Genomic DNA, 13285 nt, shown 5'->3' with positions numbered 1-13285 from the left:
ACAACCAAAATCATAAGCCCGCGGCAGCTAGTACAGGGTAGCGAAGGCATGGCGAAGAAAACAACGACGACCAGATCTCTGGACAACGATGTGGCCAGGGAACTCGAGAAGGCACTCGATCTCGACCTCAGCGGCGACACCGGCAGCGGCGACCTCGATATAGCGGCCTCGATGGAAGATCTGGAAGCGCAGATATCCCAGGCCGCCGACGAATTGGCGCGCGAGGGACGCAATCAGACGCAGGCACCCGTCGTCAACCAAGCCCAGGCCGCGAATCCCGCGCCAAAGACCAGACCCGCCGAACTGCGCCCCGTCGAAACACGCAATGGCGGTCAGCCCGCCGGCTTCTCGCCGGCCAATGACGATCGTCAGAAGGATTACAAGACGCTTCTGCACAGCCTCAACCGGCGCGCCTCGAACACGATCTACTGGGTTATCGCCTTCGTTTCGCTGGCCTGGATCGCCGGCGCGGGCGGATTGGCCAACCTCCTCTTCGGGCCGAGCATCTGGAGGATCCGCACGCTCGACCAGTTCTTCGCCCGTCCCGAACTGATCGGCCTTGCTGTCGCGGCCATCGTGCCGGTCATCCTGTTCTGGGCCTTCGCCGCCATGATTCGCCGCGCGCAGGACATGCGCATCGCCGCCCAGTCGATGACGGAAGTGGCCTTCCGCCTTACCGAGCCGGAAAACATGGCCCAGGATCGCGTCATGATGATCGGCCAGGCCGTCCGCCGCGAGGTGGCCGCCATGGGCGAAGGCATCGAACGCACGCTGGCCCGCGCCGTCGAACTGGAAACGCTGGTCCACAGCGAGGTCAACCAGATCGAGCGCTCCTATTCGGAAAACGAAACCCGCATCCGCTCGCTCGTCGACGGGCTCGGCAGCGAGCGCGAGGCGGTCGTCAGCCATGCGGAGCGGGTTCGCGCTTCGATCGCCGGCGCGCACGACACCCTCAAGGACGAAATCGGCGCTGCCAGCGACCTCATCCGCGACAGCATTCTCAATGCATCGACCAAACTGTCGATGACCATCACCAATTCCGGCGACACGCTTATCGACCGCATCAACGAAAGTTCGCTGTCGATCTTCGATTCGGTGGAAGGACGGCTCGACACCATAACCGACAAGCTTTCGACTTCCGGCGAGGCTTTCGCCAGCCTGCTCGACACGCGCATCGCCAAGCTGACGGACACGACAGACGGCCTGACCCGGTCGTTGACCGACCTGCTCGACGATCGCACCAACGGCATGGTGTCGCTGCTTGGTGGCGCCGCGCGCACACTCAATTCGGAATTCGAGGCCAGCCTCAACGGCATCGAGCGCACGCTCGCCGAGCGCGGCCAGGCGCTGATCAGCGAGTTCCAGACCCGCGCCGAGGCCCTCGATACCGGCACGCAGAAGCTCAACGCAGCACTCGAAGCCCGCGCCCGGCAGATCAACGAAACGCTGGTCGAACGCGCGCGCGAAATCGCCCACACCTTCGCCGAGAGCAAGGACACGCTGACGGCGATGATCGACCAGGGCAAGACCCAGATCGGCGCCGACATGGCCGATATCGTCACGTCGACCTCGTCCATGCTCGAAGCGCGCGCCAGCGATTTCGCCGGGCGCATGGAAGCGGCGCGCCACGTCGTCTCGCGCTCGTTCGATGCCGATATCCAGCGGCTTGCCGATGCCCGCGTGGGCATAGAGGAAGCGGTCGAAAATCACAGCCGCAGCCTTTCCGAGAGCCGCGAGCGCATGGCGGCCGCGATGCAGGCCGATCTGGCCAAGTTCGCCGAGAGCCGTGCCGGCATCGATGCTGCGGTAACCGACCAGGTGCAGAAGCTGGCCGAAGGCCGCAGCCTGATCGCGCGCGCTCTCGAAGAAGATCTGCGCAAGGTCAACGAATCGCGCGCTGCCATCGACGCTTCGCTCGGCAGCCACCTCGAAAGGCTGGAAGAAGGCCGCAACCGGCTCTCCCAGGCTCTCAACGAAGACTCCGGAAAGCTTGTTCAAGCCCGTACAATCATTGACGAAATGGTTGCTGGACATGTTGGCAAGCTGGCCGAGGGCCGCAACATTCTCTCGCGCGCGCTCGAAACCGACCTCGGCAAGCTTGTGGACACGCGCGCCGACATTGATGGCCTTGTCGCCGGTCAGGTCGAGAAGATCGCCGAGGGCCGCGCGATACTCGCCAAGGCGCTGGAGAACGACATCGCCGGCATCAAGGACCTCATCGAGGCGCATTCGGCCAAACTGGCGGAAGACCGCTCGCAGCTCGGCCGTTCGCTGGAGGACGATCTGTCCAGCATACGCGGGCTGATCGAAGACCATTCGGGCCGCCTGGCCGAAGATCGCAGCCTGCTGTCGCAGACCCTTGAAGCCGACCTTGCCAAGCTCGCCGAGAGCCGCTCGAGCATCGACGGCCTGGTCGCCGGTCAGGTCGAGAAACTGGCCGAAGGCCGCGATATTCTCAGGCGGGCGCTGGAATCCGACCTCAACGCGATCAAGGGCGTCATATCGAGCCAGTCCGAGAGGCTGGCCGAGGACCGCGGGCAGCTGTCGCGGGTTCTCGAGGCGGACTTGCAGAACGTGAACAGCGTCATTGCCGACCACATGAACAAGCTGGTCCAGGACCGTTCGACCTTGTCGAAAGCGCTTGAGGAGGATCTCGCCAAGCTGGCCGAAAGCCGTTCGAGTATCGACGGGCTGGTGGCCGGCCAGGTCGAGAAGCTGGCCGAAGGCCGCGACATCCTGCGCCGTGCGCTGGAAGCCGATCTCAACACGATCAAGAGCACCGTCGCCGATCAGTCCCAGAAACTGGTCGAAGATCGGGGACAATTCGCCCGGGCGCTCGAAGCCGACCTCGAAAACGTCAACAGTCTCGTCAACAGCCACTCCGAAAGGCTTGTCCAGGATCGTTCGGCGCTGTCGAAGGCACTCGAAGACGATCTGGAAAACGTCAACGGACTGGTCAATAGCCACTCCGAGCGGCTTGTCCAGGAGCGTTCGGTGCTGTCGAAGGCACTCGAGGACGATCTCGCCAAGCTGGCCGAAAGCCGCTCGAGCATCGACGGCCTTGTCGCCGGCCAGGTCGAGAAGCTGGCCGAAGGCCGCGACATCCTCAAGCGCGCGCTGGAGGCCGATTTGCAGAGGCTGTCGGAGAGCCGTGGCGATCTCGACGGCATCATCGCCGGACATGTCGGCAAGCTGGCCGAAGGCCGCGACGTGCTGAGCCGCGCGCTGGAAGACGATCTCGGCAGGCTCGCCGAGACCCGCAAGGATATCGATCGTTCACTGTCGGGTCACATCGACCAGATCGCGGCCAGGAGCACCGACATCTCCGCTGCGATCGCCGCCGACGTGGACAAGATAGAGCAGGCGTTCAGTCGCCAGACCGGCATCATCGAGGAGCGTGCGGGCACCATGGAGCGTGCGCTGTCGACAGGCGTCGACAATGTGCGCAACGTGCTCGAGAAGAGCGCCGTCTTCGTGGCCGGCGCCTTGCGCGAGAAGGTCCTGGAAGTCACCAGCGTCCTGCATGAGCAGGCGGGCCAGGCCTTCTCCGATGCGGATCGCAAGATCGCCGAGCGCGCCGAGCAGACCTCGGCCGCCCTGCTGGCTCGGGCCGAAGACATCGCCCGCACCTTCGAGGAGGCGGATCGCCGTCTCCACGCCCGTGCGGAAGACACGTCGAGCGCCTTGCTTGCCCGCGCGGACGATGCGTCCAGTTCCTTGCTGGCGCGAGCCCATGAAACCGCCGATCAGCTTGCCGCCCGTGCAAGCGAAATCGCCGGCACGTTCGACGCGGCCGACCAGAAGCTGGCCGCCCGCGCCCAGGAGACCGCCGACCAGTTGGCGGCTCGGGTGAGCGAGATTGCCGGCACCTTCGACGCGGCCGACCAGAAGCTGGTTGCCCGGGCCGTCGAAACGGCACAGTCGCTGGCCGCGCGCGCCGGCGATATCCTGCGCAATTTCGAAGGCGCCGATCAGCGGCTCGGCATGCGCATCGGCGAATCGGCCGAAGCTCTTGCCGCGCGTGCAGCGGATCTCGGCCGCATCTTCGACGCCGCCGACCAGCACCTGGTCTCGCGCATCGCCGAAGGTTCGGAAGCGCTGTCAGGCCGCGCCTCCGAAATCGCCCGCATCTTCGATGATGCGGACAACCGACTGGTTTCCCGCATCGCCGCCAGCACCTCGACCATCGGCGAACATGCGCAGAGCATCGTTGGCGCCTTCACCAGCACGGAGCAGAGGGTCGCCGACCGTGCGCGCCAGACCGGCCAGGAACTGGCCGCGCATGCCCGTGAAATCGAGCAGGCGCTCGCCGGCGCCGACGAGCGGCTCGCATCGACCGCGGCAACGGCTGCTGCCCGCGTCGAAGAGCAGATCGCCAGCGTCGAGAACCGGCTAGCCCATACCGCCGAGACGATGGGCCAGAAGCTCAACGAGCAGGTGTCGAGCGCCGAAGCGCAACTCGTGTCGCGCGCCAATGTCATCGCGGAGACCTTCACCGCGGTCGGCCAGCATATCGGCCAGAGCACCAACGACGCCGCCAAGACGATCGGCGCCAACACCCGCGAGCTCAACACCATGCTCGCGGCACGGTCGGCGGAGATGTCGAAGATCCTCGACGAGACCGCGCGGCCGCTGGTCGAGCGTTTCGCCCAGGGCGGCTCGGAACTGCAAAAGAGCATGGAAGAGGTCACCGAACGTGCCGCCGAGAAGCTGCGCAGCGAAAACGCAGCCCTCGTCAACGCGCTCGCCAGCCGCACCGCCGAGACCCTTTCGGCGGTCGAAGGTGCCCGCTCGTCGCTATCCGACAGTGTCGCCGACCTGATCGGCCGAATGACCACGTCGAGCGCGCAGCTCGGTCAGCTGATCGAACAGGCCGCGGCCAATCTCGGTCAGGTCGACGAACGCCTGACCGGCAGCACGCAAAGCTTCGCGGCAACCACCGAGAAAGCGGCGCAGACCTTCGCCAGCTCGGCAAGGCTGGTCGATTCGAACACGACAAGGCTGACGGAACTGTCGTCGTCGACCTTGCGCGAGGTCGCGTCGATCGCCACCAAGTTCGATGAACACAGCCGCCTGCTCGCCGGTGCTTCGGACCTCCTGAGCTCGGCCCAGAGCAACCTCGAACACACGCTAGAAAGGCAGTCTTCACTCGAGGATCTCGCTGTCGGCCTGGTCAAGAAGTCGGAGGATCTCGAAAGGGTCATGCGCTCGTTCGAGAATCTGGTCGGCCAGACGCTGCAAAATGCGGAAGGCAGGACGCTGGAATCGGCCGACAAGATCCGCAACGCCATCACCGACGTCGTCGATTCGGCAACCAAGCGCTTCTCCGACGCGACCGAGGAGATGCGCCGCACCGCCGGCGCCATCAAGAGCGAGCTCGACCTCACCCGCGCCGAGCTCAAGAAAGGCGTCATCGAGATGCCGGAAGAGGCCAAGGAATCGACATCGGCCATCCGCCGCGCGGTTTCCGAGCAGATCAACGCCCTGAAGGAGCTTTCGGACATCGTTGCGAAGTCCGGCCGCAGTGGTGGAGAGCCCTCGGAATCGCGCAATCTGCGCCCGGCGCCGCAAGCCCCGGCAGCGCCCCGCGCGGCAGAGCCGCCGCGCCGCGCTCCCGTGCCACAGCCGGAACTTCGCGCGCCGCAGGCGCCGTCGGGCGGCACGGCGCTACGCGGCACGCTTGACCTGGAGCGCCCCGCCGACACGGCGCCGCGCCAGCGTCCCGACGCCGGCGCCCGCACGCAACAGGGCGGCTGGGTGCGCGATCTCCTGAGCGGGGCGTCGCGCGAGGACGAAGCCAAGCCGGCAACACCCGCCGACGCACCGCGCGCCGCCCCTGCCCAGCGTTCGCCGCTTCACGTCGTGGAATCACTGAACTCGCTGTCCGTCGACATCGCACGGGCCATCGATCACGATGCGTCGATCGAACTGTGGAATCGGTACCGGCGCGGCGAGCGTGACGTGTTCACGCGGCGGCTCTATACGCTGAAGGGGCAGCAGACGTTCGACGAGATCCGTCGCAAGTACCAGACGGAGGCAGAGTTCCGCGCCGCCGTCGACCGCTATTGCGATGATTTCGAGAAGCTGCTGAAGGACGTGTCGCGCAACGACCGCGACAACATCATGGCGCAGACCTACCTGACCTCGGATACAGGCAAGGTCTACACCATGCTGGCCCACGCCAGCGGCCGCCTGCACTAGGCAGCGGCAGACAGCCAATAAAAAAAGGCGGGGGACTTGTCTCCCGCCTTTTGGCTTGGAAGGGTGGACGTCGCATCCGGAACTGGATCTCTGACTTGTGAAGTCGGCGATCATATTCGACTGCGAGTTTCTTTGCCTTGAGGGCTCGCAACGCAGATTCTGGTGCGCGGCCCACGATCCGGATCCGGTCATCGCGCAGATCGGCGCGGTCAGGCTTGGGCTCGAAGACGCCTTTCCCGTCCTGGGCACTCACAAGGCCTATGTCAGACCGATCGACCGGTTTGGCAGGAGATACGCGCTCGACCCTTTCTTCACCAAACTGACTGGAATCACAGAAGAAAAGCTGGAGATCGAGGGGGTCGCGCTAGGAGAAGCCCTTGTTGACGTCGATCGTTTCTCCAATGGGGCGCGATTTTGGTCCTGGGGCAAGGACGAACTGAACATGATAGCCATCAGCTGCTATATCGCAGGCATCCCCGCTTCCATCCCGGCCGCCCGTTTTGACAATGCCGTAAAGCTGCTGATCTCGGCCGGGATGCCGATCGAGGACCTGGCAAGGACGCCGAGCAACAAGCTTGCCGACTATTATGGCGTTCAACACCCGCCATTGCAGGGACACGATGCGCTCGATGACGCGCTGTCCGTAACCTACACCCTGCAGCACCTGATGAAGACTGGAAAGCTGCGGCCGGACGCCTTCGACCGCTTGTAGCCTGGTGGCTGGCGCCCGCCCGGGCTCGCCGCTTAGATCGCCGAATCGGTCCAGCGCACGATCTGTTTGGCCGCGTCGCCGAAGGCAGCATCGAGCGCGCCGACATAGCCTTGGTTGCCGCTGCCCGAGACGGGCGCGGTCGCCGTAAAGCTCTTGGACGCACGCACCTCGCCGTTGCGGTCGTTGAGGATGCGCACGAACAGGTCGACCTCGGCATGATCGCCGCCGTCGACACGGACTTCGAACGAACGGATCTCGACGATGACCTGGTAGTCGATCGCCAGCCCCTCGCCCGGCTTGCCCACGCCGGCGAAGCTGCCCGAGCGCTGGAACGTCTCGGCCAGGCGTGCCTGCACGATCAGCGGCAGCCGGTCCGCCCATTGCGCGCCCTTGAGGTACTGGATCGAGCGTGGGGACGGCTTTATGACGATGTTCTGGCTGTCCAGCGCCTTGAGCGCGGACGGCTGGGCGATCAGGATCTGGCGACGGCTGTGGCCATGCGCCTCGACCGACGGCGCCGACAGTTCGAACGTGTCAAGCGGCGCAGGCCCGCCGCCCGGCAGCGCGGCACAACCGGCAAGGGTCAAGGTAAGCAAGGCCACGCCCGATCTGAACACAATCGTCGACTTCACGCGCGATCCCTGCTGTCCCCGGCCTCACTATCCCTGGATTGTAAAAACAACCCGCGGATGCAGACACTGTTTCTGGGGCGAGCCGAGACCGAAGTCAACGCCGCGCCCTGCCATCATACTGCCGAACCTCGCCCTCGCCGCCCGACAGGATGCGCTGCGGATTGCGGCTGAGGTCGGTAACCGCCTCCTCGATGCGGCTGATCGAACGGCGGCTGTCCTGAACCAGCGCCTCGACATTCGAAAGGCCCTGGCCGGAAAACCGGGCTATATTGTCTGTGATGACGCCAAGCCGCGAATTCAGCGTATCGGCAACCTGCTTGAACGACCTCAGCGTGTCCCTGGCGTCCGCCATCACGCCGTCCGCCTGGCCCGAGCCGAGCAGCTTGTCGACCTTGGCCAGGATGCCGTCGACGCGCACCGAGGCGTCGTTGAGCCGCTGCGCGAGCTGCCTCGCATCCTTGATCGTCTCGTCTATGTCGTCCGCCCTGTTCGCGAATTTGCCGGTCACCTTGGCGATGTCCGAGGCCGCCTTGTCGGCGCTTTCGCTTGCCTTCTGGATGTTGGCCAGAGCCGTGCGCACTTGCGCCGGATCGATGCCGTCGAGCACGCCGTCGACCTTGGCCAGCGTACCTTGCGTCTGCTTGGCGAAATCATTGACCGATCCCACGGCCGTATCGACATTCCTGATCACGCCATCGAGCTGTTTGGACGTTTCCTTGAGGTTGCCGGTCACCGTATCGACATTGGCGACGATGCTCTTGATCTTGTCCTTGTCGACCGCATTGAGCAGCCCTTCGGCCGCCTTCAGCGTGCCGTCGAGCTTGCCCGAGACGCCCTTCAGCTCATCGGACAGCGCGCTGACCGCGGACAGGAACTTGTCGACGCCGTCGGAATTCCTGGCCAGCGCGTCGGAGAACGTCTGCACATTCTGCACGGTCTGCGTCAGCGGCCCGCGCACATCCTTGGTGAACCCCTCCAGCTGCGTCAGCACCGTGTCGGCGCGCGTGAAGATGTTCTGCGCCGTCTGCAAAAGATTGGTCACCGCCGACGGGTTGGCCACGATCTCGGCGACCTTGCCTTCCTTTTCGGCCTGGTCGAGAAGTTTTACTTCCTTGGGGTCGGCCCCTTTGAGTTCGATATTGGCCTGTCCGGTCAGTCCGGCCAGGCCGATATCGGCCTGCGTCGATTTGGTGATCGGCGTCATGCGGTCGATCTCGGTGTCGGCGATTGCGACCGTCGGATTGTCGACATCGATATAGACGCGCCTGACGTCGCCGACCTTGACGCCGTTGAACAGCACGAAGCTGCCGCGGCCAAGTCCGGAAGCCGAGCCAGGGATGCGCACGCGCAACAATGTGGTCTCGCCTTTGTCGCCGATCGCCGCCGTCCAATAGACGAAGCCGAACGCCGCCAGGATCGCCACCAGCGTGAAGATGCCGACAATAACGTAGTTGGCTCTGGTTTCCATTGCTTCACTTATGGCTATGCGCGCGCGGCAAGATCAAGTTGCCGGGCTCGTTTTCCGCGGAAATACGATTTTACCCACGGTTCTTCACTCTTCAGCATGTCGTCTATGGTGCCTTCGACCAGCACTTTCTTCTTGCCGAGCACGGCGACGCGGTCGCAGGCGGTGAAAAGCGTGTCGAGATCGTGGGTCACCATGTAGACGGTCAGGTCCATCGTATCGCGCAGCTTGACCACCAGCTCGTCGAATTCCGCCGCGCTGATCGGATCGAGGCCCGAGGTCGGCTCGTCGAGGAAGACGATGTCGGGATCGAGCGCCAGCGCGCGAGCCAGTGCCGCGCGCTTGATCATGCCGCCCGACAGCTCGGACGGGAATTTCTGCGCCGCGTCCGGCGGCAGCCCGACCAGTTCGACCTTGAGCATCGCCAGTTCGTCCATCAGCTTGCGCGGCAGGTCGAGATATTCGCGCATCGGCACCTGGACGTTTTCCAGCACCGTCAACGCCGAGAACAGCGCGCCGTGCTGGAACAGCACCCCAAGGCGCATGTCGATGCGCAGCCGTTCGGCATCGTCGGCCTTTTCGATATCCACGCCGAACAGCTTGATCGTGCCGGACTGCTTGCGCGTCAAACCAAGGATGGTGCGCAGCAGAACTGATTTGCCGGCGCCCGAAGCGCCGACGAAACCGAGGATCTCGCCGCGCCAGATATCGAGCGACAGTTTGTCGAGGATCAGGTTGTCGCCGAAGGAAACGGTGATGTCATGCGCCGAAAGCACGACCTCGCTGTCATCCGCGCCCTCCTTGGCCCTGGTCTCGATGCCGTTTCCCATCGCCATTTCAGAACTCGATCGCTGCATAGAACATGGCGAAAAGCCCGTCGAGGATGATGACGACGAAGATCGATTTCACCACCGAGGCGGTCACGTGCTGACCAAGCGATTCGGCGCTACCGCCGACCTTCATGCCCTCGACCGAGGCGATGGTGCCGATGATCATGGCCATGAACGGCGCCTTGATCAGGCCGGCGAAAATGGTGCTGAGGTCGATGGCAACGCGCAGCCGATCGATGAAGGCGGCGGGTGCGATGTCGGAATAGAGCCAAGCCGCGAGGATACCGCCGCCGAGTGCGGCAAAATTGGCGATGATGGTCAGGCAAGGCAGGGCGATCACCAGCGCCACCAGGCGCGGAAAGACCAGCACGCCGATGGGGTTAAGCCCGATGACCTTCAGCGCATCCACTTCCTCGCGCATCTTCATCGAGCCGATTTCGGCGGTGATGGCGCTGCCCGAGCGGCCGGCGATCATGATTGCCGTCATCAGCACGCCGAGTTCGCGCAGGATCAACACGCCGACGAGGTCGACGACGAAGATGTCGGCGCCGAAATAGCTGAGCTGGTAGGCGCCCTGCTGGGCAACGATGGCGCCGACGATCGCCGACATCAGCACCACCACCGGAATGGCTCCGACGCCCATGCGGTCGATCTGGTTGAAGATCGCCGCCGGATTGACGGCATGGCCGCGGCCGAGCTTCATCTGCGCGCCACGGATCGTGGCGCCCAGTATGTTCATCGAGGCGAGAAAATCGTCGCGCATTTCGTAGACGCGGCGGCCAACCGCCTCCAGCGCGCGAATGACGATGTTGGGCGGCCCGACCGGCCCCGATTCGGGCTCGCGCCGCACCGCATCGCCGACCGCGCCGAGCAGGATCGAGGCGACGTCGCTCTGGCCCTGCAGCCTGACCTCGACACCTTTCTTCTCGAAAGCGCTGACCAGGCGGTCGATCAGCCACGCGCCGGCGGTGTCGATCTTCTCGATATGCGAAAGATCGAGCGCCAAGGTCTTGAAACCGCTCCGTTTCTCGATTTTGCGCATCTCTGCGTCGATCGCGGCCACGGTGCGCGTCGTCCAGATTCCCGAGAAGGCGCAGCCGAGAACGCCTGCTTCCTCACCGACCGACACGCGCGGTTCGTGGTCAGCCTCCGAGGCGGTCTTGCCGCTTGCGTCGCGCTTGCCGATGGTCAACATGGCGTCCTGTTTAGCCTGACGGGTCCGGCCTTGTCGATTTGCCGACGACCCTTCTCGCACAGCCGGAGCAGAAAATTATGGCGCGTGTCATTTCGGTCGAGGCCGAGCGTTTTCCAATCGCCGGCACCTTCACCATTTCGCGTGGTTCGAAGACCGAAGCCGAAGTGATCACCTGCACGATCAGCGAAGGCGATTACACGGGCCGTGGCGAATGCGTGCCGTACAAACGCTATGGCGAGACCATGGATGGGGTTCGCGCCGCGATAGAGGCCATGCGCGGGCAAATCTCCGCTGGCATGGACCGGACAGCCCTGCTCGGCGCCATGCCGGCGGGCGCGGCGCGCAACGCCATCGATTGCGCCTTGTGGGACCTGGAAGCCAAGATCAGCGGCAAGGCGGTGGCTGACGCGGTCTGGCCGGCTCCTTTGCATCAGCTCGAGACGGCCTACACGCTGTCGCTGGGCGAACCCGAGGCGATGGCGGCGCAGGCCCGTGCCAACGCGGCGCGCCCGCTGCTCAAGGTCAAGATCGGCGGCGACAACGACATTGCGCGCATCCGCGCCGTCCGGCAGGCCGCGCCCGACAGCCGCATCATCCTCGACGCCAACGAGGGCTGGAACGACGACACCATCGCCGCGAACCTCGCCTTTGCCGCCGAGCAAGGCATCGCGCTTATCGAACAGCCGCTGCCGGCGGGCCATGACGGCATCCTGCGCCACATCGCGCATCCGGTGCCGATCTGCGCGGACGAGAGCGTCCATGAGGCGGGGGATCTGGCCGCGCTCGCCGGTCTCTACGATACCGTCAACATCAAGCTCGACAAGTCGGGCGGGCTGACGGCGGCGCTCGTGCTGCGCGACCGCGCCCGCGAACTGGGTTTCGGCGTCATGGTCGGCTGCATGGTCGGCACGTCGCTGGCGATGGCGCCGGCGGTGCTGCTCGCCCAGGACGCCGATTTCGTCGACCTCGACGGACCGCTGCTGCTTGCGCGGGATCGTGTGCCCGGCCTCGCCTATGAGGGATCCTTGGTTTCACCGCCCGATCCGGCGCTTTGGGGCTGAGCGCGCCGCGAGTCCGACCAGCACCAGGCCGATGATCGCGATCGGGATCATGGCCAGGAAGCCGTCGACCCCGAAACGGTCGTAGAGCGGGCCGGAGGCGAGCGTCACGGCGGCCATGAAGAAGCCGTTGAAGAAATAGGCGATGCCCTGTGCGGCACCGGTGCGCTCTTCCGAGACCGTTTCGCCGATCATTTTCTGCAGGCCGATCAGCACCATGGCCACCGACACCGAATGCAGGGTCTGGACGCCGAAAAACCCGGCGACGCCGAGGCCAAGCGGCCAGATCAGCGGAAAGGCGATCCAGCGCACGACCGCGCCGATGCCGGCAATCACCATCACCCTGACGACCGACACGGAGGCGAATATGCGGTTGAAAAACACGAACATGCAGACTTCGGCCACCACGCCCCACGCCCACAGAAGCCCGACGACGGTGTCGCCGATGCCGATCGACTTCCAGTAGATCGACACGAAGCCGTAAAGGAAGGCGTGGCTGGCGGTGAGGATGCCGACACCCAGGGTGAAATAGACGAAATAGGCATTGAAGAGACTTGGTGCCGAGTGCTGGATCTCCGCGGCCGAAAGCGGTGAGGCAAGGCGCGGCCGGCCAAGACGCGGCGCAAGCAGCGCGGCAAAGAGCGCGGCACCCAGTGCCGCGAAAATGATCGCCGGGACGGCTTGCGCCCCTGCCGCGGTCAGGATGAAACCACCGGCCACGTTGGCGCAGAGATACGAGATCGAACCCCACTTACGCATGCTGGTGTAGTTGGAGCCGAAGCGGCGCACGCCCGAAAGCGCGAGCGAATCGGCCATCGGCGAATGCGGCGTCCATACGATCGTCAGCGCCAGCGACACCGCAAGCACGAAGGCGTAGGAGGCCGGCAGAAAATAGCCGGCGGAAATGATCATCGATGCCGCGACGAGCGCGATATAGACGTCGGCGCGGTCCCTCGCCCGGTCCGCGAGCGCGGTGAGCAGCGGCGTCGTCACGACGCGCAGGAACATCGGAGCCGCCAGGATGACGGCGATCTGCTCGGCGTGAAAACCTTTCGCCTGCAGCCACAGCGGGAAGTAAGGCAGATGCGTGCCCTGCGACACGAACAATGTCGCGAAGATCAGGCTCATGCGCAGTTCGAAATGGCGAGGCTTGACGAGCTGTTCGGGTGAAAGCGGCGGCAGCGGCATGAAT

General features: G+C 64.6%; 8 protein-coding genes. 3 read left to right on the top strand and 5 right to left on the bottom strand.

Features of this window, described 5'->3' with window-relative positions; translation table 11 throughout:
* Positions 1 to 48: 48 nt before the first annotated feature.
* Positions 49 to 6201, top strand: coding sequence for a kinesin (locus FJ959_RS27425; protein WP_140633134.1), 6153 nt, complete (start codon positions 49 to 51; stop codon positions 6199 to 6201).
* A gap of 97 nt (positions 6202 to 6298) precedes the next feature.
* Positions 6299 to 6913: a 3'-5' exonuclease gene (locus FJ959_RS27420; RefSeq protein WP_140633131.1), complete on the top strand. Its 615-nt coding sequence runs from the start codon at positions 6299 to 6301 to the stop codon at positions 6911 to 6913.
* A 32-nt stretch (positions 6914 to 6945) separates the two neighbouring features.
* Here the strand turns inward: FJ959_RS27420 and FJ959_RS27415 are convergent, their stop codons facing one another.
* The 4 genes from FJ959_RS27415 to FJ959_RS27400 form a co-directional block, all read right to left on the bottom strand.
* A complete protein-coding gene (locus FJ959_RS27415; RefSeq protein ID WP_246679017.1) occupies positions 6946 to 7545 on the bottom strand; it encodes an ABC-type transport auxiliary lipoprotein family protein in 600 nt (199 codons plus the stop codon).
* 94 nt (positions 7546 to 7639) lie between these two features.
* Entirely contained in the window at positions 7640 to 9013 is a 1374-nt protein-coding gene (locus FJ959_RS27410) for an MlaD family protein (RefSeq protein ID WP_140498920.1), read from the bottom strand.
* 14 nt (positions 9014 to 9027) lie between these two features.
* Complete coding sequence (locus FJ959_RS27405; RefSeq protein ID WP_140498922.1) at positions 9028 to 9846, bottom strand: ABC transporter ATP-binding protein; 819 nt, start codon at positions 9844 to 9846, stop codon at positions 9028 to 9030.
* Between the two features lies 1 nt (position 9847).
* Positions 9848 to 11035: an ABC transporter permease gene (locus tag FJ959_RS27400; RefSeq protein ID WP_140633128.1), complete on the bottom strand. Its 1188-nt coding sequence runs from the start codon at positions 11033 to 11035 to the stop codon at positions 9848 to 9850.
* Between the two features lie 77 nt (positions 11036 to 11112).
* On the opposite strand from FJ959_RS27400, the gene dgcA reads away from it, so the two are divergent.
* Positions 11113 to 12096, top strand: a complete 984-nt coding sequence (gene dgcA, locus FJ959_RS27395) for an N-acetyl-D-Glu racemase DgcA (protein WP_140633125.1) — start codon at positions 11113 to 11115, stop codon at positions 12094 to 12096.
* Here the strand turns inward: dgcA and FJ959_RS27390 are convergent.
* Complete coding sequence (locus tag FJ959_RS27390; RefSeq protein ID WP_140633122.1) at positions 12067 to 13281, bottom strand: MFS transporter; 1215 nt, start codon at positions 13279 to 13281, stop codon at positions 12067 to 12069. The two genes, dgcA and FJ959_RS27390, sit on opposite strands and share 30 nt — an antisense overlap.
* Positions 13282 to 13285: the final 4 nt, after the last annotated feature.

Source organism: Mesorhizobium sp. B2-2-4 (genome assembly GCF_006442375.1).
In the GTDB taxonomy this organism is placed as follows: Bacteria; Pseudomonadota; Alphaproteobacteria; order Rhizobiales; family Rhizobiaceae; genus Mesorhizobium.
The sequence above is the reverse complement of the archived record's forward strand: the minus strand, read 5'-3'. Positions and strand labels throughout refer to the sequence as shown.